This is a genomic window from Streptomyces sp. NPDC007872, from assembly GCF_042868165.1.
In the GTDB taxonomy this organism is placed as follows: domain Bacteria; phylum Actinomycetota; class Actinomycetes; order Streptomycetales; family Streptomycetaceae; genus Streptomyces.
Genome location: NZ_JBIAEA010000004.1, coordinates 594,407 through 620,385 on the forward strand (window position 1 = coordinate 594,407; position 25,979 = coordinate 620,385).

Genomic DNA, 25,979 nt, shown 5'->3' on the forward strand with positions numbered 1-25,979 from the left:
GGATTTTCGTCTTTCGGCAGCGCTACGCGTGTAGATGTCTCCCTGGCACGATAGCTTCGCCCCGCCCCGCCCTCCCGCTCCCACTCCTTCCGGCCAAGGAGAGTGCGTCATCAACGCGTCCAGCCCCCCTGCCGTAGAACTGCACGGCATCACCAAGCGATTCCCCGGCGTCGTCGCCAACAAGGACATCGCCATCACGGTCCGCAAGGGCACCGTGCACGCCCTCATCGGCGAGAACGGCGCCGGCAAGTCGACCCTCATGAAGATCCTCTACGGCATGCAGAAGCCGGACGAGGGCACCATCGCCGTCGACGGCGAGCAGGTCACCTTCTCCAGCCCCGGTGACGCCATCGCGCGCGGCATCGGCATGGTGCACCAGCACTTCATGCTCGCCGACAACCTCACCGTCCTGGAGAACGTCGTCCTCGGCGGCGAGAAGCTCCACGGCATCGGCGCCAAGGCCCGGAAGAAGATCCGCGAGATCTCCGACCAGTACGGCCTCGGGGTCCGCCCCGACGCCCTCGTCGAGGACCTGGGCGTCGCCGACCGGCAGCGCGTGGAGATCCTCAAGGTCCTCTACCGCGGCGCCCGGATCCTCATCCTCGACGAGCCCACCGCCGTCCTCGTCCCGCAGGAGGTCGACGCGCTCTTCGACAACCTGCGCGAGCTCAAGTCCGAGGGCCTGACCGTCATCTTCATCTCGCACAAGCTGGGCGAGGTCCTGAAGGTCGCCGACGACATCACCGTCATCCGCCGGGGCACCACGGTCGGCACCGCCGACCCGAGGACCGCCACCACCAAGCAGCTCGCCGAGCTGATGGTCGGCAGCGAGCTGCCCTCGCCGGAGACCCGCGAGTCGACCGTCACCGACGTGCCGATGCTCCAGGTCCGGAACCTGACCCTGTCCGAGGCCGGTGCCGTCGCCGCCGTCCCGCTGACCAGCGCGGCCCCGCCGGACCCGGCCAGGGCCACCACCGTCCTGGAGGAGCCCGTCGGGGGCCGCAAGCTCCTCGACGACGTCTCCCTCACCATCCACAAGGGCGAGATCCTCGGCATCGCGGGCGTCGAGGGCAACGGCCAGACCGAGCTCATCGAGGCCCTCATGGGCATGGCCGCCCCCGACGCGGGCACCATCACCCTCGACGGCCGGGACATCTCCAAGGTCTCCGTGCGCAAGCGCCGCGAGGGCGGCATCGGCTACATCCCCGAGGACCGGCACCGCCACGGCCTGCTCCTGGAGGCCCCCCTCTGGGAGAACCGCATCCTCGGCCACGTCACCGAGGCCCCCAACTCCAGGCGCGGCGTCCTCGACCCGAAGGCCGCCCGCAAGGACACCGAGCGGATCGTCCGCGAGTACGACGTGCGCACCCCCGGCATCGACGTCACCGCGGCCTCCCTCTCCGGCGGCAACCAGCAGAAGCTGATCGTCGGCCGCGAGATGAGCCACGCGCCCAAGTTCCTGATCGCCGCCCACCCCACCCGCGGCGTGGACGTCGGCGCGCAGGCGCAGATCTGGGACGCGATCCGGGACGCCCGCCGCGAGGGCCTGGCGGTGCTGCTGATCTCCGCCGACCTCGACGAGCTGATCGGCCTCTCCGACACCCTCCGGGTCATGTACCGCGGCAAGCTGGTCGCCGACGCCGACCCCGCCACCATCACGCCCGAGGAGCTGGGCTCCGCCATGACCGGCGCCGCCACCGGCCGACTCGAAGGCACCGAAGAGCACCCCGGAAACGGTGACGCCCGATGATGAAATTCGACAAGGACCGGCTGATCCTGGGCGCGGCGGGACCGGTGCTCGCGCTGGTCTCCTCGTTCGTGCTCACCGTGCTGGTGCTGCTCGCGACCGGACTCGACCCGATCGAGCCGATCCGGATCATGATCGAGAACGCCGGGTACTCCGACATCCAGGTCCTGATCGTCAACCAGACCGGGATCTACTACCTCGCGGCCCTGGCCGTGGCGGTCGGCTTCCGGATGAACCTCTTCAACATCGGCGTCGACGGCCAGTACCGGCTCGCCGCGATGGTCTCCGCCCTCGTGGGCGCCTCCGTCGAGCTCCCGGGCCCGCTGCACATCCTGCTCATCGTGCTCGTCGCGATGCTGACCGGCGCCTTCTGGTCCGGCATCGCCGGCATCCTGAAGACGACCCGCGGCGTCTCCGAGGTCGTCTCGACGATCATGCTCAACGCCATCGCGACCTCCCTGGTGGCCTGGCTGATCCTGCCGAAGAACTTCGGCGTCCAGCCCGAGGGCTCCAACAACCTCACCACCGGTGAGATCGCCGAGTCCGGCTGGTTCCCCGGCATCGACATGGGCGAGGGCAGCGGCGTCATCTACGGCTTCACCTTCGTGGCCCTCGCCCTCGGCGTCGTCTACTGGTTCGTCCTCAACCGCACCCGGTTCGGCTTCGACCTGCGCGCCACCGGCGCCAGCGAGTCCGCCGCCCAGGCCAGCGGCGTCGACGCCAAGAAGATGATCCTCACCTCGATGCTGCTCTCGGGCGCGCTCGCCGGCCTCTCCGGCATGCCGACGCTGCTCGGCGAGTCCCACACGTACAGCCTCGACTTCCCGGTCGGCGTCGGCTTCACCGCCATCACCATCGCGCTGCTGGGCCGCAACCACCCGGTCGGCATCTTCTTCGCCGCCCTCCTCTTCGCCTTCCTCGACAAGGCGTCCTCGTCGCTCGACACCTTCGGCTACCCGAAGGAGATCACCAAGATCATGCAGGGCATCATCGTGATCGCCGTGGTCGTCTCCTACGAGCTCGTCCGCCGTTACGGCCTCCGCCGCCAGCAGCAGAAGGTCGGCGAGGAACTCGCCGCCGGCGGCGCCCTCAAGACCGACAAGGAGGTCTCGGCATGAGCACCGCCGCTGCCACCAAGCCGAGCGCCGCGCCCAAGGGCGGCGGACGCCGCAAGCTCACCCTGCCGTGGATCATGCTGATCGTCGCGGCCGGCCTCGTGCTCTTCTCGCTGGTCCGGGTCGTCTCCGGGGCGAACGACCTCACCTCGGTGGGCCAGGTCTCCGGCGCGCTCCAGCTCGCCGTCCCGATCGGCCTCGCCGGCCTCGGCGGTCTGTGGGCCGAGCGCGCGGGCGTCGTCAACATCGGTCTCGAGGGCATGATGGTCCTCGGCACCTGGTTCGGCGCCTGGGCCGGCTACCAGTGGGGCCCCTGGACGGGCGTCCTCTTCGGCCTCATCGGCGGTGCGATCGGCGGTCTGCTCCACGCGATCATCACCGTCACGTTCAACGTGAACCACATCGTCTCCGGTGTGGCGATCAACATCCTCGCGGTCGGCTTCACCCAGTACCTGTCGAACTTCACGTTCGCCGAGGCCCCGGGCGGCTCCTCCAAGCAGTCCCCCCGCATCGAACAGATCACCAAGATCACCATCCCGGGGCTCTCCGACTGGTTGCAGGACCTCCAGGCCAAGCACTGGTTCCTGATCTCCGACCTCGCCGGCATCCTCGGCGGCCTGGTCACCAACCTGTCGCTGCTCACCGTCGTCGCGATCCTGCTGATCCCGGCCACCTGGTGGGTGCTGTGGCGCACGGCCTTCGGCCTGCGGCTGCGCTCCTGCGGCGAGAACCCGGTCGCCGCCGAGTCCCTGGGCGTCAACGTCTACAAGTACAAGTACATCGCGGTCACCGTCTCCGGCGCCCTCGCCGGCCTCGGCGGCGCCTTCCTCGCGATCGTCGCCACCGGCATCTACCAGGAGGGCCAGACCGGCGGCCGCGGCTACATCGGTCTCGCCGCGATGATCTTCGGCAACTGGATGCCCGGCGGCATGGCGCTCGGCGCCGGCCTCTTCGGCTTCACCGACAGCCTCAAGCTGCGCGGCGGCGCCGAGAACGTCCACGCGCTGCTGCTCCTGGTCGCGCTGCTCCTGGTGCTCGCCGCCCTCTGGCAGCTCTACAAGAAGAAGTACGTGGTCGCGGTGGTCTCCGCCGCCTTCTCCGCCGTGTTCTTCCTCTGGTACGCGCTGACCGACGAGGTCCCGAGCCAGTTCGTCGACGCCGCCCCGTACGTCACCACCCTGCTCGTGCTCGCCCTGTCGGCACAGCGCCTGCGGATGCCGAAGGCGGACGGGTTGCCGTACCGGAAGGGCCAGGGCAAGTGACCGCGAAGCTCTCCGCGTCCGACTGGGAGGCCCTGCGGGTCACGGCGCGCGAGGCGATGTCCCGCGCGTACGCCCCGTACTCGGGCTTCCCGGTCGGCGCGGCGGCCCTCGTGGACGACGGGCGGACGGTCTCCGGCTGCAACGTGGAGAACGCCTCCTTCGGCCTCGGCCTGTGCGCCGAGTGCGGGCTCGTCTCGCAGCTCCAGGCGACCGGTGGCGGCCGGCTGACCCACTTCGTCTGCGTGGACGGCCGGGGCGAGCCCCTGGTCCCGTGCGGGCGCTGCCGGCAGCTCCTGTACGAGTTCGGGGGCCCCGAGCTCGTCCTGGAGACCCCGGCCGGCCTGCTGACCCTGGCCGAGATGCTCCCGCAGGCCTTCGGCCCGGAGCACCTGTCGCGGTAGCACTTCGGAGCGGCCCTTCCGGCACGATGGAAGGGCCGCTCCTCCTTTCCCCCTCTATGCGCGTAGAAAGAGGCACCACCCCATGGACGTCATCTCCGTCATCCGTACGAAGCGGGACAAGGGCGAGCTGAGCCCCGAGCAGATCGACTGGGTCATCGACGCGTACACCCGCGGCGCGGTCGCCGACGAGCAGATGTCCGCCCTGGCCATGGCGATCCTGCTGAACGGCATGAACCGCGACGAGATCGCCCGCTGGACCGCGGCCATGATCGCCTCCGGCGAGCGCATGGACTTCTCCTCGCTCTCCCGGCCCACCGCCGACAAGCACTCCACCGGCGGCGTCGGCGACAAGATCACGCTCCCGCTCGCCCCGCTCGTCGCCGCCTGCGGCGCGGCCGTGCCGCAGCTCTCCGGCCGCGGCCTCGGCCACACCGGCGGCACCCTCGACAAGCTGGAGTCCGTCCCCGGCTGGCGCGCGCTGCTCTCCAACGAGGAGATGCTGCACGTCCTCGACACCACCGGCGCGGTCATCTGCGCGGCGGGCGACGGCCTGGCCCCGGCGGACAAGAAGCTGTACGCGCTCCGCGACGTGACCGGCACGGTCGAGGCGATCCCGCTGATCGCCTCCTCGATCATGTCCAAGAAGATCGCCGAGGGCACGGGCTCGCTGGTCCTGGACGTCAAGGTCGGCACCGGCGCCTTCATGAAGAACATCGAGGACGCCCGCGAGCTGGCCTCCACGATGGTCCGGCTCGGCACCGACAGCGGTGTGAGGACGGTCGCGCTGCTCACCGACATGTCGACCCCGCTCGGCCTGACCGCGGGCAACGCCCTGGAGGTCCGCGAGTCGGTCGAGGTCCTCGCGGGCGGCGGCCCGGCGGACGTCGTCGAGCTGACGATCGCCCTGGCCCGGGAGATGCTCGACGCGGCCGGCATCAAGGACGCCGACCCGGCGAAGGCCCTCGCCGACGGCTCCGCGATGGACGTCTGGCGCCGGATGATCGCGGCCCAGGGCGGCGACCCGGACGCGACCCTCCCGGTCGCCCGCGAGCAGCACGTCGTGACGGCCCCCTCCTCCGGCGTCCTGACCCGCCTCGACGCCTACGACATCGGCATCGCCGCCTGGCGCCTGGGCGCGGGCCGCGCCCGCAAGGAGGACCCGGTGCAGGCGGGCGCGGGCGTCGAGCTCCACGCCAAGCCCGGTGACACGGTCACGGCGGGCCAGCCCCTCCTGACCCTCCACACGGACACCCCGGAGAAGTTCGACTACGCCCTGGGCTCCCTGGAGAACACCTGGGACATCGCCCCGGCGGGCACGCCCTTCACGGCCTCCCCGATCGTCCTGGACCGCATCGCCTGACCCCTGGGCATATGCACACCTGACACCTTCAGGTGAACGGGACCGGTGGACCCCCACCGGTCCCGTTCGGCGCATCGGGGCGGACGGGAGCTCCACCTCCCCGCTCCCTTCGTGACGGTCGATACCGGCACCTTTCCGCCCTGCCAGAGCCCCGTCCCCGACAGCAGCCCCGGCAGTGCCCGCATGTCCTCGAAGACCACCGTCCCCGAGCCCGCCAGGCGGGTCCGCGCGGGCGGGACGCCCATCACGGCGGCGACGTGCAGGAAGAGGTCCGAGGCGGGCTTGCCCCCTGATCCGCCGGACAGGCCCCAGTCAGCGGGCCCTCCGATGAGTTCCCGCCCCCGCTCCGGTCTCACCGGACGTGGACACCAGTCAGCCGGGCACCAGCCGGCCCCTCGTCGTGACCCTGAGCGCCCGGCCCGGACGGGAGGAGGTCGAGCGGCTCTGCGCGGAGCTCGCCGCCGCCCCGCCCGCCGAGGTCGTCTGCGAGGCCGGCGCGCTCGTGCCCGGCGGGCTCGCCGCCGTCGACGCCCTGGCCCGGCTGAAGCTCGCGGCGGTCCGGCACGGCCACCGCCTCCGGCTGCACGGAGCGCGCCCCGAGCTGCGGGCCCTGCTCCGGCTGACGGGGCTCGACGGGACCCTAGGCCTCTAGCCTCGCCGGCAGGTCGAAGAGCGGGAACCAGCGCTCGGTGTCCAGGAAGAAGTCCATCCCCGCCACCTTGCCCTCCCGCAGCTCCAGGACGATCAGCGCCCACGGGCCGTAACCGCCCGCCGGGTCCGGGTGGTAGTGCGCGAAGGCCGGCGAGCCGTTGGCGACCGTCGGCACCAGCTTCGAGCCGCGGCAGACGTCACCGACGCCCAGCATCCAGCCCACGATGTCGTCGTGCCCCCGGAGCCACAGGTCGTACGGCGGCATGGACATCGTCGCGTCCTCGTGGAGGAGCGCGGTCAGCGCCTTCATGTCGTAGCCCTCGAAGGCGGCCACGTACCGCTCCAGGAGCGCCTTCTGCTCCTCGTCCAGCGGGTCCGCCGGGTCGGAGGCGGCCGGCGCCTGCTCGGCCAGGGTCGCGCGGGCCCGCTGGAGCGCGCTGTTCACCGAGGCCACGGAGGTGTCGAGCAGCTCCGCCACCTCGCTCGCCCGCCACGCGAGCACCTCGCGCAGGATGAGGACCGCCCGCTGCTTGGGCGGCAGGTGCTGGAGCGCGGCCACGAACGCGAGCCGCACGGTCTCCCGGGAGACGGCCGCCTCCGCCGGGTCCGCCACCGACGGCAGCACCCGCCCGTCCGGCACCGGCTCCAGCCAGGTGATCTCGGGCTGCTTCACGAGCTGCGCCCGCTCCACCGGCGTCGGGGAGGTCAGGTCCATTGGCCGCGCCCGCCGGTTTCCCGCGTTCAGCGCGTCGAGGCAGACGTTGGTCGCGATCCGGTACAGCCAGGACCGCAGCGAGGAGCGCCCCTCGAAGGAGTCGAGCGCCTTCCAGGCCCGCACCATCGTGTCCTGCACCGCGTCCTCCGCCTCGAAGGAGGAGCCGAGCATCCGGTAGCAGTAACCGGTCAGCTCACGGCGGTACTTGTCGAGTTCCTCGGTCGTCGCGATCGCTGCGTCGCTCATCGGTGCACACCCCGCTCACCCTCACCGGCACCCGTTCGGTGCCGATGAGAGCGAAGCTACCGCAGCGCACTGACAGCCGGGGTCAGGTTCCCGGCTTGCGCCCGTACACGTAGACGTCGTCCCCGTTGCGCAGCAGGTTCCAGTACGCCTTCGCGTCGGCCGGCGTCATGTTCACGCAGCCGCCCGAGCCCGGCGGGTTCCACATCGACTTGGTGGTCGAGTGGAAGGCCTGGCCGCCGTCGAAGAACTGCGAGTACGGCATGGAGACGTGGTACAGCGTCGACCAGTGGTCGATGTTCCGCCAGTAGATCTTCTTCAGGCCGGTACGGGTCTCCGTGCCGTCCTTGCCCGTGCGCACCGGCACCGGGCCGTACTTCAGCTTGGCGCCGTCCTGGATCCAGCTCAGTTGCCGCGTCAGGTCCACGCAGGCGATCCGGCCCTTGTTCGTCGGACACCTGCGGTCCTTGTTCGGGTTCTTCCCGGCGGCCTTCTGCTGGTTCATCGTGTTCATCGTGCGCCAGGTGATCGCCCCCGCGTACCCGGCGGACGGCGTGATCCCGTGCTTCTTCTGGAAGGCCTGGATCGCCTTGCAGTCGGCGGACGACTGGCGCCCGTCGACCGGTCGGCCCAGGAACTTCTCGACCTGCTTCTGGTACGGCCCGGTCGTCACGTTGCAGGACGCGGCTTCCGCCGTCCCCGTCCCGAGCGCCACCGTCAGCGGCACCACCAGCGCCGTCAGACCGGCCGTGACGACCGCCCTGCGGCCCGTCCGGCGTATGACTTCCCTCATGATCTCTGCACCCCCTGGAGTCCTGTCCCCGAAGACGTACGGGGGAGTCTGGCGGTTGCGTCCCGCCCGGGGAAGAGGGACTTCCGTCACGGGCGGACCGCCGCCGGGCTCCCGCCGCGCCTCAGGCGGTCGCCGGACGGATCCGCCGCGCCTCCACGCGCGCGCTGTGCGTGCCGTACAGGGTGATCGAGACGACGCCGAGGACCGCGACCAGACCGATCAGGACCGTGCCCGCCCAGTCGCCCGCGTGGAAGGCGACCGCGCCGAGCGTGCCGCCCGCGCTGGAGCCCAGGTAGTACGCCGACTGGTACAGCGCCGAGGCCTGCGCCCGGCCCGTCTTCGCCGTGCGGCTCACCGAGGAGGACGCGACGGCGTGGCCCGCGAAGAAGCCGGCCGTGATCAGGACGAGGCCCGCCAGGACCGCGGGGAGCGCGTCGGCGAGGGAGACCAGCAGGCCCGCGGCCGTGGTGGTCACCGCCAGGTAGAGCGCCCCGCGCCGGCCGAGCCGCCCGACCAGCTTCCCGGCCGCCGCCGAGGAGACCGTACCGACCAGGCACACCAGGAAGACCGAGCCGATCACGCCCTGCGGCAGCGAGAACGGGGCCTCGACCAGGCGGTAGCCGATCACGGTGTACACCGCGCCGAAGACCGTCATGAACAGGGCGCCGATCGCGTAGAGCCGCATCAGGAGCGGGTCGGCGAGGTGGCCGCGCACGGTCCGGGCCAGCGCCTTCGGGTCCAGCGTCCCGGGCGTGAAGTGCCGGGCCTTGGGAAGCAGCGCCCGGAAGGCGAGCGCGCACGCCAGGGAGAGCAGGCCCACGGCGGCCACGCCCGCGCGCCAGCCCCCCATCTGGGCGGTCCAGCCGGACACGATCCGGCCGCTCATGCCGCCGATGGAGTTGCCCGCCACGAAGAGGCCGATCGCGCCGACGAGCGCCTTGGGCCGCACCTCCTCGGCCAGGTACGCCATCGCCGAGGCCGGGAGCCCGGCGAGCGCCGCGCCCTGGAGCGCGCGCAGCACGACCAGGGACTCCAGGCTCGGGGCGAGCGGCACCAGGAGCGCCAGGGCGACCGCGACCGAGAGGGAGGCGGTCATCGTCGCGCGCCGGCCGAAGCGCTCCGAGAGGGCGCTGAACGGCAGGACGCACAGGGCGAGGGCGCCGGTCGCGGCGGAGACCGTCCACGAGGCGGCCGAGGCGGTGGCGCCGAAGTCGGCGGAGATCGCCGGGAGGAGGGCCTGCGTGGAGTAGAGGAGGGTGAAGGTCGCGAGCCCGGCGGCGAAGAGCGCGAGGCTCATGCGGCGGTAGCCGGGGGCGCCGGGGGAGAGACGGGTGTCGGCGGACGCGTGGGTGGCGGCCGCCCTGGTACTGGCGGAAGGCATGCCCCGAACGTAGGCCGACGGGTTTCATGCGTCCAATGCACGGAACTGCTGTAATCGTTCCCATGGCGCATGAGTACAGGTCACAGCCCCGGCTGTCACCGAGTAGTAACGAAGAAGACATGGGGCTGCTGCTCGCGCCCCGGCTCGCGTACTTCGCGGCCGTCGCCCGGCACGAGCACGTGACCCGGGCCGCGGCCGAGATGGGCGTCCCGCAGTCCACGCTCTCGCGGGCGATGGTCCGGCTCGAACAGGACCTCGGCGTGACCCTCTTCGCCCGCCGCGGCCGCACGGTCTCCCTCACCCCGGCCGGCCGCCGCTTCCTCACCGCCGCCGAGCGGGCCCTCGCCGAGGTGGAGCGGGCCGCCGACACCGTACGGGCCGACGCCGACCCGGCCGCAGGGCGGGTCGCCTTCGGGTTCCTGCACACCATGGGCTCCGAGACCGTCCCCGGGCTCATCCGCGCCTTCCGGGTCGACCACCCCCGGGTCCGCTTCACCCTGGTCCAGAACTACGGCGAGGCCATGATCGAGCGGCTGCGGGCCGGCGACCTCGACCTCTGCCTGACCTCGCCGGTGCCGGACGCGCCCGACCTGGTGGCCCGGCGCCTGGACGAGCAGCGGCTGCGGCTCGTCGTCCCGGACGACCACCGGCTCGCGACCCGCAAGCGGGTGCGGCTCGCGGAGGCCGCCGACGAGACCTTCGTGACCCTGGAGCCGGGGTACGGGCTGCGCCGCATCACCGACGACCTGTGCGCGGAGGCCGGGTTCAAGCCCCGGGTGGCCTTCGAGGGCGAGGAGGCCGAGACCCTGCGCGGCCTGGTCGCCGCCGGTCTCGGCGTCGCCCTGCTGCCCCCGCCGGCCGTGCCCCGGCCCGGCGTCGTCGAACTGACCGTCACCGCCCCGCGCGCGGTCCGCGAGATCGGGGTGGCCTGGCTCGACGGCCACCCGGACACGGCCCCGGTGGCCGCCTTCAAGAAGTTCCTCCTGGGCAGGCGCGGCCACCTGCTCCCGAAGGAGCCCGCACCGCCGGCGTGAGCCCCTGCCGCACGGGCCTACTTCCGCCGCGCGCCCCCGAACCCCGCCGCGAGCGGCATCCGCAGGCCGAGCGGCGGGGGCGCGGCGAAGGCGTCGGTCAGCGGGCGGGCGACCGGCCGGGAGAAGAGGGCGCCGAGGACGAAGTCGGTGGCCAGGGCCCGGACCTCGTCCGCGTACTGGCGCAGCGCGTGGCCGTCCGCGTGCACCTCGAAGCGGCAGGTCTCCCGGTTCGCCTTCTTCGCCCGCCGGGCGAAGCGGAACGACAGCTCCGGGTCCGTACGGGCGTCGTTGGTGCCGTGCACGAGCAGCACCCGGCGCCCCACCAACTGCCGCACCGGCTCCGGTGCGGCCGCCACGTCGTCCTCGGGCAGCCAGGGGGCGAGTGCCAGGACCGCGCCGACCGCGTCCGCCCCGGCCGCCCGCAGCGCGGCCCGCCCGCCGAGCCCGTGTCCGGCCAGGCAGACCGGGACGTCGCCGTAGCGCCGCACCGCCTCCTCGACCGCCCAGGAGGCGTCCGCCGCGAGGTCGGCGTCCGCGCCGTTCCAGCCGCGCGCCCGGTAGCGCACCACGTGCGCGACGAGCCCCTCGGAGCGGCCCGCCCGCACCAGGGCGCGCCCGAGCGGGACCATCGCCGCGTGGGCCCGCGCGGAGGCCCGGCGCCTCGACGACGGCTCGCCGTCCGGGAGGAGCAGCACCACGCCGCCCACCGCCGACGTGCCGGAACCTGCGACGGACCGTCCGAGCCGGGGTCTCCGTGCGTCGGGCGGCCCCACGAGTGCGAAGTGCGCCATGGCAGAACAGTCTCAGAAGCGGAGGTGTACGCCGCCCGTACGCACGGTCACTGTTGCGTATCGCTGCCGGGTCCCTCGAACGGACGTGCCCGGCAACCCCGTTCGAGCCCGGCGGCCGCCCCCGCGAACGTACGGGAAGGGGAGCGCCACGGGGGGCGCTCTACGCGCGTAGGGGCTAGAGTGCGGCAATGACGAGCCAGACCCACAGCGTCCCCACCGCGGACCAGATCCGCCGCGCCCCGAAGGTGCTGCTCCACGACCACCTCGACGGCGGGCTGCGCCCCGGCACGATCATCGAACTCGCCCGCGAGCAGGGCTACGAGAACCTCCCCGAGACCGAACCCGACAAGCTCGGCGTCTGGTTCGGGGAGGCCGCCGACTCCGGTTCCCTGGAGCGGTACCTGGAGACCTTCGCGCACACCTGCGCCGTCATGCAGACCCGGGAGGCCCTCTTCCGCGTCGCCGCCGAGTGCGCCGTCGACCTCGCCGAGGACGGCGTCGTGTACGCGGAGGTCCGCTACGCCCCCGAGCAGCACCTGGAGGGCGGCCTCACCCTCGAAGAGGTCGTGGAGGCCGTCAACGCGGGCTTCCGCGAGGGCGAGCGGCGGGCCAGGGAGGGCGGCCACCGCATCCGGGTCGGCGCCCTGCTCACCGCCATGCGGCACGCGGCCCGCTCCCTGGAGATCGCCGAACTCGCCAACGCCTACCGCGACTCCGGGGTCGTCGGCTTCGACATCGCGGGCGCCGAGGCCGGCTACCCGCCCACCCGCCACCTCGACGCCTTCGAGTACCTCAAGCGGGAGAACAACCACTTCACGATCCACGCGGGCGAGGCCTTCGGGCTGCCCTCCATCTGGCAGGCGCTCCAGTGGTGCGGCGCCGACCGCCTCGGCCACGGCGTCCGGATCATCGACGACATCGAGGTGGCGGACGACGGGTCGGTGCGCCTCGGCCGCCTCGCCGCCTACGTCCGCGACAAGCGGATCCCGCTGGAGATGTGCCCCTCCTCCAACCTCCAGACCGGGGCCGCCGCCTCGATCGCGGAGCACCCCATCGGCCTGCTCCGCACCCTGCACTTCCGGGCCACGGTCAACACCGACAACCGCCTCATGAGCGGCACGAGCATGAGCCGCGAATTCGAGCTGCTGACCGAGGCCTTCGCTTACACGCTCGACGACATGCAGTGGTTCACGGTCAATGCGATGAAATCGGCGTTCATTCCTTTCGATGAACGACTGGCCATGATCAACGAGGTCATCAAGCCCGGCTACGCCGAACTCCGGTCCGAATGGCTGTTCCAGCAGACCGCCGCGACCAGCGGATCTTCCGGTACGGAGGACTGAGCGGAGCCCCCGGGGAGGGGCGGAGGCGGCCGGGACGGCACGACACCCGGCCGCTTTCCGGTGTTTGCGGAGGGATCCCCCGCTGGTTAGGTTGCAGAGCCGCTCTGCGTTCCCCCCTGTCATTCCCCGGATTCTCCCGCACGGCTTTTCCCGAAGCCCCCGGATTCCCCCTTAGGAAGTTCCCCAGATGAAGCAGTCCGCCAAGAAGCTCGGTGCCGTCGCCCTCGGTGCCGCCTTCGCCGCTGCCGCCGCCGGCACGGCCTCCGCCGCCCCGGCCGCGCCCGCCGCCCCCGACGCGCTCGGCCTGGTCACCCAGACCGTCCCGCTGGGCGACGGCCTCGGCGAGCTCCCCGACGACGCCGCCAAGGGGCTCGACGCCGGACAGGGCGCCCTCGGCCAGGGCCTGGACCAGGTCACCAGGACCCTTCCCACCGCCGCCGGCCAGGCCACCCAGAACCTCCCGCTCGGCACCGCCACCAGCGGCCTCGGCGCCACTCCGCTCGGCGGCCTCCTCGGCGGCCTGCCCCTGAACGGCCTGCCGCTCGGCTGACCCGGCCCGTACGACGGCCGAGGGGGCGCGCACCCGGAAGACCCCGGGCGCGCGCCCCCTCGCCGTGCGCGCGGCGGCTACCAGGCGGCGCTCGCCGTCTTCTCGGCCGGCAGCAGCAGCCACAGCGCCAGGTAGACCAGGAACTGCGGGCCCGGCAGCAGACAGGACACCAGGAAGATCACGCGCATCGTCGTCGCGGAGGTGCCGAAGCGCCGGGCGAGCGCCGCGCACACCCCGCCGATCACGCGTCCGTCACGGGGGCGGATGAGTGCGGCCATGGTGGGCTCCTTCAGGTCGGTCCGGGAGCCGCTCCGTCGGGCTCCCGATGACTCCATACTGCGGTCGAAACGGGGACGAAGCGTCGGTCTACCGGGCGATCGGGACCCTGGGAATCGTCGGGGTCGCACCCTGAGGACCCTCGTTCCGCGGCAGGACGGAACCCCGGCCGCGCCCGGTTCCTCCGGAGGACCCCGGACGGCCCGCACCCGACCTGCGGCGCAGCCAGATCCGCCCGGCCGGCACGAGCAGGAGGTGCGCAAGGACCACGCCCGCCGTGTTCAGGAGCACCGAGTCCACGTCCACGACCTGCCCCGGCACCGCGGTCTGCAACAGCTCCACCGCGAGCGACACGAGGGCCCCGGCGGCGGCCGTCCGGGCCAGGGAGGCCCAGCCGGGCACGTCGAGCCGCCCGTCGGCCATCGGGAGCAGCACCCCGAGCGGGGCGAGCAGCAGCAGGCCCTCGCCGATCAGCCGGGCCGCCTCGGCGGACCCCAGCGCGAGATCGGCCCGCAGGCCGTCCAGGGGCACCGTGTTCGGCGCGGTCACCCAGGCCACGTCGCGTGGGCGCAGACCGACCCAGGCGACGAGCAGCAGATGCGCGACGAGGAGGACGAACCCCGTCGCGCGGACGACCACGGCGGCACTGCCGCCCGAACCTTGACGCTGCACGCCCCCCAAGACGTCCCCGGGAGCGGAATCGGTTCCGCCGCGCGACGACTCAGCCGGTCGGGGCCGCGGAAGGCGACCCCGGGACCGGCCCCGAGGCCGAGGCCGACGCCGTCGGGGGCGGGGCCGTCGGCGGCGCGGACTCCGGGCGCTCGCGCAGCTCCGCCGTACAGCGGTAGCGCTTCGGCGCGTACGGGCCGGGGCCGCCGAGCAGGACCGTGCGGTCGCCCGCGCCCGCCGAGCTCTCCGCGAAGGAGCAGACGACCTGCGACAGGGCGACCGGCGTCAGGTCCTCCGGCTGCCGGCTCAGCCGCAGCGTGCCCACCGGGTCGCCCCGGCGCCCGCCCTTCACCGCCAGCGGACCGCGCACCGCGGTCGTGAACCCGGCCCGCCGCTCGCCCTCCGAGGGCGTGGCGAGCAACTGCGTGAGCAGCATCCGGGCCGTGCGCACCGGATCGGCGTCGTCCTTCCCCTCCGGCAGCGGCGAGCGGCGGTCCACCGTCTCCAGTTGCGAGCCGCAGACCAGGAACACCCGGACCGGTACGTCCCCGGCCGAGGTCCCGGCCGTCCCGTCCCCGGCCGTGACGCACGGCACCCGGGACGGGGCCGCGCCCGCGTCCACCGGGACCGACGTCGTCCTGATCCCGCAGCCGGCGACCAGGGCGGCGAGCGCGACCGCACCGGCCGCGCGCCCGAAGCCACGGCGCCTCACGCTTCCTCCACCTCGCCCCGGCCACTGCGGGTCCTGACCTCGCTGGTGATCCCGGAGGCGTCCAGGGGCAGCCGCAGCACGAACACCGCGCCGTCCACCTCCCCGTCCTCGCCCACCGAGTTGGACGCCGTGATCGAACCGCCGTGGATCAGGGCGTTCTCCATGGCGATCGACAGGCCCAGACCGCTGCCCTCGGACCGCGGCCGGGACGCGCTGGCCTTGTAGAAGCGGTCGAAGACGTGCGGCAGCACCTCCCCGGGGATGCCGGGGCCGTGGTCGCGGACCGCGATCACCAGCTCCCCGTCCTCCGTGCGCACCGACACCCGCACCGGCGAACCGCCGTGCTTGAGCGCGTTCCCGATCAGGTTCGCCAGGATCACGTCCAGCCGGCGCGGATCGAGCGGCGCCACGATCCCGCGCTCGGCGTCGAGCTCCACCGCGTCCAGCCACGCGCGCGCGTCGACGCACGCGGTGATCTGGTCGGCGATGTCCACCTCGTCGAGGACGAGCCGGGCGGTGCCCGCGTCGAAGCGCGTCACCTCCATCAGGTTCTCCACCAGGTCGTTCAGGCGCCGGGTCTCGCTCACCACGAGCGCCACCGCGGGCGCGATCATCGGGTCCAGGGAGTCCTGCTCGTCCTCCAGGACCTCCGTGACGGCCGTCAGGGCGGTCAGCGGGGTGCGCAGCTCGTGCGACATGTCGGCCACGAACCGCCGGCTGGACTCCTCCCGCGCGCTCATGTCCGCGACCTTCTTCTGCAACGACTCGGCCGCGCCGTTGAACGTCCGGGTGAGGTCCGCCAGTTCGTCGGCGCCGGTCACCCGCAGCCGGGTGTCCAGCTTCCCCTCGCCGAGCTGCCGGGCCGCCTCCCCGAGCCGGTGCACCGGACGCAGCACGGTCGTCGCCGCGACCTGCGCGAGCAGCACCGAACCGGCCACCGCGAGCGCGGTGGCGATCCCGAGCGACCAGGCCAGCGAGTTCAGATCGGCCTTCTCCGCCGCCAGCGACTTGAACATGTAACCGGCGGGCCCGCCGCCGTCGATCCGCACCCCGCCCACCAGGTACGGCGTCCCGCCCCGCTCCGTGCGCTGCCAGAACAGGTGGTACGGGTACGGGTTGGCGTCCGTCACCGGCCGCCGGGTGTCCACGGCGTCGCGCAGCGAGCGCGGCACGTCGGCCAGGGTGAAGTCGTCCGGGTCCGAGGCGCCCACGATCGGCTTGCCCTCGTCCCGCTCGCCCAGCAGCAGCACCTGGTAGCCGGCGCTGCCGCTCGCCATCTGCTCGGCGGTCCGCCGCAGGTCGTCCTGGCCGGGCCGCAGCGGCAGCGTCGCCACCCGGTTCTGCATCTCCTGCCGGAAGTCGTTGAGCGCCCCGTCCTGGGTGCGGGTGAGCACCGCCTCGCGGTTGAGCCAGTACGCGATGCCGGAGGCGGCGACGGCCGCGGTGAGCGCGACCAGGGCGAAGACGACGACGAGCCGCAGGCGCAGGCTGGACAGGCGCAGCCGCGCGAGGATCCCTCTGCTCACGCAGGAACGTCCAGCCGGTAGCCGACGCCGCGCACGGTGCGGATCAGGGTCGGCGAGGACGGCACGTCCTCCACCTTGGCGCGCAGCCGCTGCACACAGGCGTCCACGAGCCGCGAGTCGCCCAGGTAGTCGTGCTCCCACACCAGCCGCAGCAACTGCTGCCGGGACAGCGCCTGTCCGGGCCGCCGGCTCAGCTCCAGGAGCAGCCGCAGCTCGGTCGGGGTGAGCTGGAGGTCCGCGCCGTTCTTGGTGACCGTCATCGCGGACCGGTCGATGACCAGCGAGCCGTACGTCGCCGAGTCCGTCGACTCCCGCTCCCCGCGCCGCAGCACGGCCCGGATGCGGGCGTCCAGGACCCGGCCCTGCACGGGCTTGACGACGTAGTCGTCCGCCCCGGACTCCAGGCCCACGACCACGTCGATGTCGTCGCTGCGCGCGGTCAGCAGGATGATCGGCAACTGATCGGTCCGGCGGATCCGCCGGCAGACCTCGAAGCCGTCGATGCCGGGCAGCATGACGTCGAGCACGACCAGGTCCGGCCGCTGCTCGCGCAGCAACTGGAGGCCGTCCTCACCCGTGGCGGCGGTGGCCACCCGGTGACCCTGCCGCGACAGGGACAGCTCGAGGGCCGTGCGGATGGCGTCGTCGTCCTCGATCAGCAACAGAAAAGGCACGGCAGCATTCTGTCTCATTCGGCCGTCCGAGTTCGACCGCCAGGAACCACGCTTCCGCGACGGGGCCTGTGACACGCCTGTGACAGTCGGCGGACACCGCCATGAAGTCCCGTGGGCAAGCTTCTTGGCACACGGACCGAAACACACTCCAGCCGACGGGGGGCGCGAGATGAACGCACTGCACAGCACCAACTCCAGCGCAGTTGTCACGCGTCTCCACGACGTCGTGCGGAGCACGGAGAAGTCCGGCGCGGCAATGAACGGACGGGGGTGCGTTCGCAGCGTCGGGCGTCAGCGCAAGGCGCCTTACATGGTGGCCGTCGCTGACGGGGGAGCGGTGTACGGGGAGGCCACGGGGGAACGCCCTGGCTGTTCGGAGGCCGAGTTCACGGCCTACGTCCAGGAGCGTCGGGCCTCCCTGTACGCCACCGCCTACCACCTCACCGGTGACCGTTTCGAGGCCGAGGACCTGCTCCAGAGCGCGCTGTTCTCCACGTACCGCGCCTGGGACCGGATCAGCGACAAGGCCGCGGTCGGCGGGTACCTCCGCCGGACCATGACCAACCTGCACATCAGCGCCTGGCGGCGGCGCAAGCTCAACGAGTACCCCACCGAGGAGCTGCCGGAGACGGTCGGCGAGACGGACGCGATGCGGGGCACCGAGCTGCGCGCGGTCCTGTGGCAGGCGCTGGCCCGCCTGCCCGAGCTCCAGCGCACGATGCTGGTGCTGCGGTACTACGAGGGCCGGACCGATCCGGAGATCGCGGAGATCCTGGACATCAGTGTCGGCACGGTGAAGTCGAGCATCTGGCGCTCGCTGCGGCGACTGCGCGAGGACGAGGTGCTGAGCTTCGGCCGTGACGAGGAGGAGTCCTTCGACGAGCTGGTGGCCTGAAGGTCGGGGGGAAACACGGGGGAAGCGGGGGAAAGCAGGGGGGAAACCCACGGGAGCCCACGGGGGAAACGGGGCTCGCGGGGGAAGCACGGGGGAACCGTACGGGGGTACGGGGGAAAGAAAGAAGCGGATCGTACGGGCCCGGGGGTCTCGTACGGTCCGCTTCCTTCGTGTCGGGGCTCTTCGCGGGTTACGGGCGGGCGGCCGGGGTGCGGTGGCGGCCCGCCGCCGCGGCGGCCAGCCGGCCCAGGGCCTCCGGCTTGGCGCAGGGGTGCGCGCCCAGCTCCGCCTGGCGGGCCACGATCGCGCGCTCGGCCCGCATCAGGCGCCAGCCGCGGCGCAGCAGGAACGGCACCGACTTGCGGCCCTCCCTGAGGTCCCGGGCGAGCCGGCGGCGGAACGTCGTCGAGGGCCGGCCGCGCAGACAGATCGCGTCGGCCAGGACGCCGAGGTCGCGGCAGCGGGTCACGATCTCGGCCGCGAAGATCCCCTCCGCCACGAAGAGCGGGGTCCGCCCGATGTCCAGGCCCTCCCGGCCCGTCCGGGAGCTGCTGGCGATGTCGTACACGGGGACGTCGGTCCGCCCCGTACGGCACAGCTCGACGACGGCGGAGACGGCGGCGTCCGCGTCCCAGGACTGCGGCGAGTCCCAGTCGATGTCCGCACTTCCGCCGACGAGCGGGAGCGACGGGTCGTCGTGCTCCTTGTAGAAGTCGTCGAGGCGCAGGACCGGGAGGCCGGTGACGGCGGCGAGGGACGACTTGCCGGAGCCGGAGGGGCCCGTCAGCAGGACGACCCGGGTCGGGATCGGTTGGGAACTCACGGAACACCAGTGTGAGGCATTCCCCCGTGCAGGGGACCCTCAGGGAGGGCGTTGGTATCGGGCGTCACACCTCCACTACTGTCGGTGTCCGCCCGAACACCCCCTGGAAGGAACGCCATGGCGCGTCACGCAGCCCCCAGCACCTCCCGTCGCAGCGCCCTGCTCAAGGCCGGACTCACCGTCACGGCGGCGGGCGCCGCGCTGGTCGGCGCGGGGGCCGGGGCCCAGGCCGCCGCCCCGGTGCCGCTGCCGCTGGACGGCCTGACCAGGACGGACACGGGCGCGGCCGGCACGGGTGCGCTCGACGGGGTCGGCTACGCCCTGGGCCCGCTGACCCAGCTCCAGCTCGACCCGCTGGCCAACACCGGCGTCGACCCCCTCGACAACGGACTGGGCACCCAGGTCGCCGACTTCAAGCCGGTCGGCACGCACCTGGTCACCGACCACCTCACGAAGGGCGGGGCCGTGGCGGACCTGCCGGTGGTCGGACCGCTGTCCCAGGGGCTGCTCCCGTAGCGCGGACGCAGGCGTGGGGAAGGGCCCCCGGGACCGTCGTCCCGGGGGCCCTTCCCCACGTCCCCTAGTACGAGGAGCCGGAGGCGCCCAGGCTGCCCGTCGGGTGCCAGACCGTCTTCGTCTCCAGGAACGCGGTCATGCGGTCCGTGCCCGGGGACTCCGCGAAGTCCTCGGTGCGGCGGCGCAGGACGCGCTTGAGGTTGTCCGCCGCCGCGATCTCCAGGTCGCGGGCCAGGTCGGCGTCCGCGCCCGTGAGGTCGATGGCGTTGACGTCCTGGTGGGCCGCGAGGTGCGGGCCCATCTCGGAGGCCCTGCCGGAGAGGATGTTGACCACGCCGCCCGGCAGGTCGGAGGTGGCGAGCACCTCGCCCAGGGAGAGCGCGGGCAGCGGGTGCTCCTCGCTCGCGACCACCACGGCCGTGTTGCCCGTCGCGATCACCGGGGCGATCACCGAGACCAGGCCCAGGAAGGACGAGTCCCGCGGGGCCAGGACCGTGACGACGCCGGTCGGTTCGGGGGTGGAGAGGTTGAAGTACGGGCCCGCGACCGGGTTGGCACCGCCCGTGACCTGGGCGATCTTGTCGGTCCAGCCCGCGTACCAGACCCAGCGGTCGATCGCGGCCTCGACGACCGCGGCCGCCTTGTTCTTGGACAGGCCCTCGGCGTCCGCGACCTCGTGCACGAACTGGCCCTTGCGGCCCTCCAGCATCTCGGCGACGCGGTAGAGGATCTGGCCGCGGTTGTACGCGGTGGCGCCCGCCCAGCCTCCGAAGGCCTTGCGGGCGGCGACGACCGCGTCACGGGCGTCCTTGCGGGAGGAGAGGGGGGCGTTCGCCAGCCACTTGCCCTTGGAGTCCGTCACCTCGTACACCCGGCCGCTCTCGGAACGCGGGAACTTGCCCCCGACGTACAGCTTGTAGGTCTTGAAGACGCTCAGACGCCCCGCGGCGGAGCCGCCGATCGAACCCTTGCCGTCAGACATCGAGGTAGGCCTCCAGACCGTGACGGCCGCCCTCGCGGCCGAAGCCCGACTCCTTGTAGCCGCCGAAGGGCGAGGTCGGGTCGAACTTGTTGAACGTGTTGGCCCAGACGACGCCGGCCCGGAGCTTGTTCGCCACCGCGAGGATGCGGGAGCCCTTCTCCGTCCAGATGCCCGCCGACAGGCCGTACTGGCTGTTGTTGGCCTTCGCCACGGCCTCGTCGGGCGTACGGAAGGAGAGCACCGACAGGACCGGGCCGAAGATCTCGTCGCGGGCGATGGCGTGCGCCTGCGTGACGTTCGTGAAGAGCGTCGGGGCGAACCAGTAGCCGGCGGACGGGATCTCGCAGGCGGCGGTCCAGCGCTCGGCGCCCTCCGCCTCGCCCTGCTCGACCAGGGTGGTGATGCGGGCCAACTGCTCGGAGGAGTTGATGGCGCCGATGTCGGTGTTCTTGTCCAGCGGGTCGCCGAGGCGGAGCGTGGAGAGGCGGCGCTTGAGCGCGTCGAGCAGCTCGTCCTGGATCGACTCCTGGACCAGGAGGCGCGAGCCCGCGCAGCAGACCTGGCCCTGGTTGAAGAAGATGCCGTTGACGATGCCCTCGACGGCCTGGTCGATCGGGGCGTCGTCGAAGACGATGTTGGCGCCCTTGCCGCCCAGCTCCAGGGTCAGCTTCTTGTCCGTGCCCGCGACCGAGCGCGCGATGGCCTTGCCGACGGCGGTCGAGCCGGTGAAGGCGACCTTGTCGACGTCCGGGTGCTCGACGAGGGCGGCGCCCGCGTCCCCGTACCCGGGGAGGATGTTGACGACGCCCTTCGGCAGTCCGGCCTGGCGGCAGACGTCCGCGAAGAACAGGGCGGTCAGCGGGGTCGTCTCGGCCGGCTTCAGGACGACCGTGTTGCCGGTCGCGAGCGCCGGGGCGATCTTCCACGCCAGCATCAGCAGCGGGAAGTTCCACGGGATGACCTGGCCGGCCACGCCGAGCGGCTTCGGGTTCGCGCCGTAGCCGGCGTGGTCGAGCTTGTCGGCCCAGCCCGCGTAGTAGAAGAAGTGCGCGGCGACCAGGGGGAGGTCCGCGTCGCGGGTCTCCTTGATCGGCTTGCCGTTGTCCAGGGTCTCCAGGACGGCCAGCTCGCGGCTGCGCTCCTGGATGATCCGGGCGATCCGGAAGAGGTACTTGGCGCGCTCGGAACCGGGCAGCGCGGACCACTTCTCGAAGGCCTTGCGGGCGGCCCTGACCGCCCGGTCCACGTCCTCGGCGCCCGCGCGGGCGACCTCGGACAGGACCTCCTCGGTGGAGGGGGAGACGGTCTTGAAGACCTTGCCCTCGGCCGCGTCGACGAACTCGCCGTCGATGAACAGGCCGTAGGAGGGGGCGATGTCGACGACGGACCGGGACTCGGGCGCCGGCGCGTACTCGAATGCAGATGCCATGTTGATCAGTCCACCGTCACGTAATCGGGGCCGGAGTAGCGGCCGGTCGCCAGCTTCTGGCGCTGCATCAGCAGGTCGTTGAGCAGGCTGGAGGCGCCGAAGCGGAACCAGTGGTTGTCCAGCCAGTCCTCGCCCACGGTCTCGTTGACGAGCACCAGGAACTTGACGGCTTCCTTGGTGTTGCGGATGCCGCCGGCCGGCTTCACGCCGATCTGCACGCCCGTCTGGGCGCGGAAGTCGCGCACGGCCTCCAGCATCAGGAGCGTGTTCGCCGGGGTGGCGTTGACCGCGACCTTGCCGGTCGAGGTCTTGATGAAGTCCGCGCCGGCCATCATGCCGAGCCAGGAGGCGCGGCGGATGTTGTCGTACGTGGACAGCTCGCCGGTCTCGAAGATCACCTTGAGGCGGGCGCGGTCGCCGCACTCCGCCCTGATCGCGGCGATCTGCTCGTACACCTCCAGGTAGCGGCCGGCGAGGAAGGCGCCACGGTCGATGACCATGTCGATCTCGTCGGCCCCGGCGGCGATGGCGTCGGCCGTGTCGGCGAGCTTCACGGGGAGCGCGGCGCGGCCGGCCGGGAAGGCGGTGGCGACCGAGGCGACCTTGACGTCCGAGCCCGCGAGGGCGGCCTTGGCGGTGGCCACCATGTCGGGGTAGACGCAGACGGCGGCGGTCGTCGGGGTCGTGCGGTCGGTCGGATCGGGACGGACGGCCTTGGCGGCGAGCGCCCGGACCTTGCCCGGGGTGTCCGCGCCTTCGAGCGTCGTCAGGTCGATCATGGAGATGGCCAGGTCGATGGCGTACGCCTTGGCCGTGGTCTTGATCGAGCGGGTGCCGAGGGACGCGGCGCGCGCCTCCAGGCCGACGGCGTCGACGCCGGGCAGCCCGTGGAGGAAGCGGCGCAGCGCACTGTCGGACGCGGTCACGTCGGCGAATGCGAGAGCTGCGGGTGCAGTGGTGGGCATGGTCACCAGTCGAGCATATCTACGCGCGTAGCGACCTGTACAGGGGAGGGGACGCGAGAGCGCGAGGTCACAAAGGGGCGAAAGGCGGGGTGACTCCTGTCACGCGCCCGTGACAGGGAAGGGACGACTCCCGAATACATGATCATTAGATTTTTCCTTGCAGCCGGCCAGACCTCACCCGAAACAGTCGGACCGAGAAAAAGCGGCATGCGACTCTCCCGACCACCATCTGCCTGAAAGCAGGAGTCGTTATGCGCACCGCCCTTCGCACCGCCATCGCCACCGCCCTCGTCGCGGGAGCCGCGATCACCGCCCCGGTCCTCGCCGCGGGCGCCGCCTTCGCCGCCGACGGTCCGGCGGCCGTCCCCGCGGCCGTCTCGGTCCCGGCCACCACGCCTTCCGCTCCGGCCCCGGCGGCGTCGGCCACCACGCCGGCCGCGGCGCCGGCCGGGACCGACGAGGCCGGTGCGAAGACCGAGGCCCCGAAGGCCGAGGACAAGAAGGACGAGGCTCCGAAGACCGGGAGCGGGGAGGGGCCCGGCAACGGCACCCTCGTGCGGGAGATGCAGATCCTGAAGGGGGTCTTCATCAAGGTCTTCAAGGTCGGGGAGCGCCACCACCGTGCCGTCCTCACCCAGCAGGGCCGGCACACCGGCACGCTGGACGCCGACGGACAGACGGTCGCCGGCAACAACAACGGTGCCTTCGTCGTCCTCTCTCCGACCGGGGAGATCACCGCGTGGACGGGCGGCTACGTCCCTCACGCCCGCCCCGGTGTCTACGAGCTGGTCAACGGCGCGCGCCTGGAACTCGCCAAGAAGGACGGCCGCTACGGCGTCCAGCTCGTGGAGAACGGCGTGGGCCGCGGCTTCACCTACCCGGCCGGCTTCCGCTCGGTCCTCTCCCTCGGCAGCGCCACGGTCGTTCTGGAGCAGGACGGCGGACTTGCCGTCTACCTTTCCGGTGCGGGCCGGCAGACGCCTCCGAAGTTCGTCCGGGCCACGGTGTCCCCCGCGCCCGACGCCGGTGCCGTCATCACCCACGGCACGTGCACGGTCAGCAAGGTCGTCAGCATCGGCGCCGGTACCAAGGCCGAGCTCTTCATGTCCCGGCAGGGCCCCGTGGCCGAGTTCAGCGACGCCGGTGACGACAAGGTCTTCGCCCTCGTCGACCGGGCGCACCCCTCGCTGCCGGCGAGCGTCGGCTTCGTCGGGCGGATCGTCAACCCGAACAGCGCCACCCCGTCGCTCTACACCAAGGTCGAGGGCGGGGGCGTCAAGGGCGCCACGCACGCCTTCCCGAAGCTCCCGAAGGACTGCAAGCCGGAGACCGCCCCGGCCCCCTCCGCCACCACCGGCACCGGTGTCGTCCAGCAGGGCGGGCAGACCTCCGTCGTGCCGAAGGGCGGCGTCGCGGCCGGCGCCGAGGTCGCCGAGGCGAACGACGCGGCCCTGTACGCCTCCGCCGCCGGCGCCGCCGCGGTCGTCGCGGGCCTCGGCCTCGTCACCCTGCGCCGCCGGGCCGCCGCCCGCGCCTGATCCCGTACGCCCTCCCGCACCAGCCCACTCCCCGCCCCTTGACCCGAGCGGGAGCACCACCCCACCCCAGGCCGGTCGCCGCGTCCCGCGCGGCGGCCGGCCGTGCCCGTCCGTCCGGAGCCCGCCGTGAACCGCACCCGCACCCGTCCCCGTACCGCCGCCGTCGTCCTCCTGGCCGCCCTCGCCCTGCTCACCGGCTGTTCGGCCGGGTCCGAGGGGGCGGCCGCCCCGCCCGCGCGGGTCACCGAGACCGCCGCGCCGAAGGCGAGCGCCGTCCCAGTCCGGCCCCTCGCGCGCTCCCTGCCCGTCCGGGTCGCGCTGCCCTCCGCCGGGGTCGACACCGGGCCCGTCCTGAAGCTGGGGCTCGCCGCCGACGGCACCGTCGAGGTGCCCTCCGTCGCGGACGCCGACCGCATCGGCTGGTACGACAAGGGCGTCACGCCCGGCGAGACCGGCCCCGCCGTCCTCATCGGGCACTTCGACACCGAGCGCGGCCCGGCCGTCCTCAAGGACGTCTCCCGCGTCCGGGCCGGTGACGAGATCACCGTCACCCGCGCCGACGGCAAGGCCGTCGTCTTCCGCGTCCGGGAGCTGGAGCAGGTCGACAAGGACGCCTTCCCGACCGCCAAGGTGTACGGGAACACCACCCGGCCCGAGCTGCGCCTGATCACCTGCGGCGGCGAACTGACCGACGGCCACCGCCCCGACAACATCATCCTGTACGCCGACCTCGTGGCCGTGCGGGCCGCCTGAGCCCCCGCCCGCCCGCTGAGGCAGAATCGGCGGCATGACGACCCCCGAGCCGACCCCCGGGCCGCACGACGAGCCGAGCACCGGGTCGACCCCTGAGCAGTCCTACGCCGACCGGGTCTTCCGGTCGCCCCTCGGGATCGCGAGCGGGGTGTTCCTCCTCGCGCTCGCGGCCGTGTTCGCCGGTGACGCGATGGTCCGCGGCGAGGGCAGGACGCCCTGGCTCGCGCTCGCGGGCCTCGTCCTCGCCGTGCCGCTGATCGTCGCCTTCACGATCCGGCCCGCCGTGTACGCCGACGACCGGCGGCTGCGGGTCCGCAACCCGTTCCGGTCGATCACCCTGCCCTGGGCCTCCGTCGCCGACGTCCGCGCCGGCTACTCCAGCGAGGTCTTCACCCAGGAGGGCGCCAAGTACCAGCTCTGGGCCGTCCCCGTCTCGCTGCGCCAGCGCAAGAGGGCCGCCCGCCGGGCCGCCCGCGCCTCCCAGGACGACCCGCACGGCCGCACCTCCGTCACCGCCGACGTACGACAGAGCGCCGCGCGCACCGCGCCCACCGACCAGACCGTCGCCGACCTGCGCGAACTGGCCGAGCGCCACGGCGGGAGCCCGGAGGCGCAGGGCGAGCCGCAGGTCCGCTGGGCGTACGAGATCATCGCGCCCGCCGTCGCCGGGCTGCTGCTCCTGGTGATCCTGGGGGCGACGGGCTGAGCGGCCGGCCGTCCGGACGTGACGGGGGGCCGGGCGGGGGGTCAACGCCCGAACCGCCCCCCGCCCCGCCCGCGGGGGTTCACCCCCCCCGGCCCCCCCCCGGGCCGCGTGTTAGCGGCGCGCAGCCCG

General features: G+C 72.8%; 27 protein-coding genes. 14 read left to right on the forward strand and 13 right to left on the reverse strand.

All coding sequences use genetic code 11. The features are described 5' to 3' along the window. The first annotated feature begins 34 nt into the window (after positions 1-34). The 6 genes from ACFYNX_RS17290 (at position 35) to ACFYNX_RS17315 (ending at position 6,537) form a co-directional block, all read left to right on the forward strand. Entirely contained in the window at positions 35-1,750 is a 1,716-nt protein-coding gene (locus ACFYNX_RS17290; protein ID WP_365542356.1) for an ABC transporter ATP-binding protein, read from the forward strand. Next, the gene (locus ACFYNX_RS17295) at positions 1,747-2,865 is read left to right on the forward strand and encodes an ABC transporter permease (RefSeq protein ID WP_356541486.1); all 1,119 of its coding nucleotides are present in this window, start codon (positions 1,747-1,749) and stop codon (positions 2,863-2,865) included. The genes ACFYNX_RS17290 and ACFYNX_RS17295 overlap by 4 nt, the downstream gene beginning before the upstream one ends. After that, positions 2,862-4,124, forward strand: coding sequence for an ABC transporter permease (locus ACFYNX_RS17300; protein ID WP_365542353.1), 1,263 nt, complete (start codon positions 2,862-2,864; stop codon positions 4,122-4,124). Before ACFYNX_RS17295 ends, ACFYNX_RS17300 begins: the two co-directional genes overlap by 4 nt. Continuing rightward, the gene (locus ACFYNX_RS17305; RefSeq protein WP_388662233.1) at positions 4,121-4,525 is read left to right on the forward strand and encodes a cytidine deaminase; all 405 of its coding nucleotides are present in this window, start codon (positions 4,121-4,123) and stop codon (positions 4,523-4,525) included. Before ACFYNX_RS17300 ends, ACFYNX_RS17305 begins: the two co-directional genes overlap by 4 nt. A gap of 82 nt (positions 4,526-4,607) precedes the next feature. Next, positions 4,608-5,885 carry a thymidine phosphorylase gene (locus ACFYNX_RS17310; RefSeq protein WP_388662235.1) on the forward strand — a complete coding sequence of 426 codons (1,278 nt, stop codon included), beginning with the start codon at positions 4,608-4,610 and terminating at the stop codon, positions 5,883-5,885. A 361-nt stretch (positions 5,886-6,246) separates the two neighbouring features. After that, the gene (locus ACFYNX_RS17315) at positions 6,247-6,537 is read left to right on the forward strand and encodes an STAS domain-containing protein (protein WP_388662237.1); all 291 of its coding nucleotides are present in this window, start codon (positions 6,247-6,249) and stop codon (positions 6,535-6,537) included. On the opposite strand, the gene ACFYNX_RS17320 is transcribed toward ACFYNX_RS17315, so the two are convergent. From ACFYNX_RS17320 to ACFYNX_RS17330, 3 genes are all read right to left on the reverse strand, one after another. Continuing rightward, positions 6,526-7,497 (reverse strand): sigma-70 family RNA polymerase sigma factor, encoded by a 972-nt coding sequence (locus tag ACFYNX_RS17320; RefSeq protein ID WP_365542343.1) that lies wholly within the window; start codon positions 7,495-7,497, stop codon positions 6,526-6,528. The genes ACFYNX_RS17315 and ACFYNX_RS17320 overlap by 12 nt on opposite strands. Positions 7,498-7,579: 82 nt before the next feature. Next, a complete protein-coding gene (locus ACFYNX_RS17325; protein WP_365542341.1) occupies positions 7,580-8,287 on the reverse strand; it encodes a L,D-transpeptidase in 708 nt (235 codons plus the stop codon). A 121-nt stretch (positions 8,288-8,408) separates the two neighbouring features. Continuing rightward, positions 8,409-9,668 carry an MFS transporter gene (locus ACFYNX_RS17330; protein ID WP_388662240.1) on the reverse strand — a complete coding sequence of 420 codons (1,260 nt, stop codon included), beginning with the start codon at positions 9,666-9,668 and terminating at the stop codon, positions 8,409-8,411. Positions 9,669-9,730: 62 nt separating this feature from the next. On the opposite strand from ACFYNX_RS17330, the gene ACFYNX_RS17335 reads away from it, so the two are divergent. Continuing rightward, entirely contained in the window at positions 9,731-10,702 is a 972-nt protein-coding gene (locus tag ACFYNX_RS17335; protein WP_388662241.1) for a LysR family transcriptional regulator, read from the forward strand. 17 nt (positions 10,703-10,719) lie between these two features. Here the strand turns inward: ACFYNX_RS17335 and ACFYNX_RS17340 are convergent, their stop codons facing one another. Continuing rightward, positions 10,720-11,493, reverse strand: a complete 774-nt coding sequence (locus ACFYNX_RS17340) for an alpha/beta hydrolase (protein WP_365542335.1) — start codon at positions 11,491-11,493, stop codon at positions 10,720-10,722. Between the two features lie 188 nt (positions 11,494-11,681). Here ACFYNX_RS17340 and ACFYNX_RS17345 point away from each other — a divergent pair, with 188 nt between their 5' ends. Both ACFYNX_RS17345 and ACFYNX_RS17350 read left to right on the forward strand, forming a co-directional pair. Beyond that, the gene (locus ACFYNX_RS17345) at positions 11,682-12,836 is read left to right on the forward strand and encodes an adenosine deaminase (RefSeq protein WP_365542333.1); all 1,155 of its coding nucleotides are present in this window, start codon (positions 11,682-11,684) and stop codon (positions 12,834-12,836) included. A 187-nt stretch (positions 12,837-13,023) separates the two neighbouring features. Next, positions 13,024-13,386 carry a hypothetical protein gene (locus ACFYNX_RS17350; RefSeq protein ID WP_365542331.1) on the forward strand — a complete coding sequence of 121 codons (363 nt, stop codon included), beginning with the start codon at positions 13,024-13,026 and terminating at the stop codon, positions 13,384-13,386. Positions 13,387-13,463: 77 nt separating this feature from the next. Here ACFYNX_RS17350 and ACFYNX_RS17355 read toward each other — a convergent pair whose 3' ends face one another. The 5 genes from ACFYNX_RS17355 to afsQ1 form a co-directional block, all read right to left on the reverse strand. Further along, a complete protein-coding gene (locus tag ACFYNX_RS17355) occupies positions 13,464-13,664 on the reverse strand; it encodes a PspC domain-containing protein (protein ID WP_125658379.1) in 201 nt (66 codons plus the stop codon). An 88-nt stretch (positions 13,665-13,752) separates the two neighbouring features. Continuing rightward, the gene (locus tag ACFYNX_RS17360; RefSeq protein ID WP_365542329.1) at positions 13,753-14,334 is read right to left on the reverse strand and encodes a VanZ family protein; all 582 of its coding nucleotides are present in this window, start codon (positions 14,332-14,334) and stop codon (positions 13,753-13,755) included. Positions 14,335-14,383: 49 nt separating this feature from the next. After that, positions 14,384-15,043 (reverse strand): hypothetical protein, encoded by a 660-nt coding sequence (locus tag ACFYNX_RS17365; RefSeq protein WP_388662244.1) that lies wholly within the window; start codon positions 15,041-15,043, stop codon positions 14,384-14,386. After that, positions 15,040-16,569, reverse strand: coding sequence for an ATP-binding protein (locus tag ACFYNX_RS17370; RefSeq protein WP_388662246.1), 1,530 nt, complete (start codon positions 16,567-16,569; stop codon positions 15,040-15,042). Before ACFYNX_RS17370 ends, ACFYNX_RS17365 begins: the two co-directional genes overlap by 4 nt. Further along, on the reverse strand, positions 16,566-17,243 hold the full coding sequence (gene afsQ1, locus ACFYNX_RS17375) for a two-component system response regulator AfsQ1 (RefSeq protein WP_185893284.1): 678 nt from the start codon (positions 17,241-17,243) through the stop codon (positions 16,566-16,568). Before afsQ1 ends, ACFYNX_RS17370 begins: the two co-directional genes overlap by 4 nt. 169 nt (positions 17,244-17,412) lie before the next feature. On the opposite strand from afsQ1, the gene ACFYNX_RS17380 reads away from it, so the two are divergent. Beyond that, the gene (locus tag ACFYNX_RS17380) at positions 17,413-18,138 is read left to right on the forward strand and encodes a SigE family RNA polymerase sigma factor (protein WP_388662248.1); all 726 of its coding nucleotides are present in this window, start codon (positions 17,413-17,415) and stop codon (positions 18,136-18,138) included. A 190-nt stretch (positions 18,139-18,328) separates the two neighbouring features. On the opposite strand, the gene ACFYNX_RS17385 is transcribed toward ACFYNX_RS17380, so the two are convergent. Next, entirely contained in the window at positions 18,329-18,961 is a 633-nt protein-coding gene (locus tag ACFYNX_RS17385; protein WP_388662250.1) for a uridine kinase, read from the reverse strand. Between the two features lie 117 nt (positions 18,962-19,078). On the opposite strand from ACFYNX_RS17385, the gene ACFYNX_RS17390 reads away from it, so the two are divergent. Further along, complete coding sequence (locus ACFYNX_RS17390; RefSeq protein WP_125667467.1) at positions 19,079-19,477, forward strand: hypothetical protein; 399 nt, start codon at positions 19,079-19,081, stop codon at positions 19,475-19,477. 64 nt (positions 19,478-19,541) lie between these two features. On the opposite strand, the gene ACFYNX_RS17395 is transcribed toward ACFYNX_RS17390, so the two are convergent. Genes ACFYNX_RS17395 through deoC form a run of 3 tightly spaced genes read right to left on the reverse strand, consistent with a single transcriptional unit; the run spans position 19,542 to position 22,853 of the window. Next, positions 19,542-20,459 carry an aldehyde dehydrogenase family protein gene (locus ACFYNX_RS17395; RefSeq protein ID WP_365542319.1) on the reverse strand — a complete coding sequence of 306 codons (918 nt, stop codon included), beginning with the start codon at positions 20,457-20,459 and terminating at the stop codon, positions 19,542-19,544. Beyond that, positions 20,452-21,888, reverse strand: coding sequence for an aldehyde dehydrogenase family protein (locus ACFYNX_RS17400; protein ID WP_388662252.1), 1,437 nt, complete (start codon positions 21,886-21,888; stop codon positions 20,452-20,454). The genes ACFYNX_RS17395 and ACFYNX_RS17400 overlap by 8 nt, the downstream gene beginning before the upstream one ends. Before the next feature lie 5 nt (positions 21,889-21,893). Continuing rightward, on the reverse strand, positions 21,894-22,853 hold the full coding sequence (gene deoC, locus ACFYNX_RS17405) for a deoxyribose-phosphate aldolase (RefSeq protein WP_365542315.1): 960 nt from the start codon (positions 22,851-22,853) through the stop codon (positions 21,894-21,896). Positions 22,854-23,104: 251 nt separating this feature from the next. On the opposite strand from deoC, the gene ACFYNX_RS17410 reads away from it, so the two are divergent. From ACFYNX_RS17410 to ACFYNX_RS17420, 3 genes are all read left to right on the forward strand, one after another. Then, a complete protein-coding gene (locus tag ACFYNX_RS17410; RefSeq protein WP_388662255.1) occupies positions 23,105-24,391 on the forward strand; it encodes a hypothetical protein in 1,287 nt (428 codons plus the stop codon). Between the two features lie 126 nt (positions 24,392-24,517). After that, on the forward strand, positions 24,518-25,144 hold the full coding sequence (locus tag ACFYNX_RS17415; RefSeq protein WP_388662256.1) for a class F sortase: 627 nt from the start codon (positions 24,518-24,520) through the stop codon (positions 25,142-25,144). Between the two features lie 34 nt (positions 25,145-25,178). Then, entirely contained in the window at positions 25,179-25,850 is a 672-nt protein-coding gene (locus ACFYNX_RS17420) for a PH domain-containing protein (protein WP_365542309.1), read from the forward strand. The last annotated feature ends 129 nt before the right edge of the window (positions 25,851-25,979 follow it).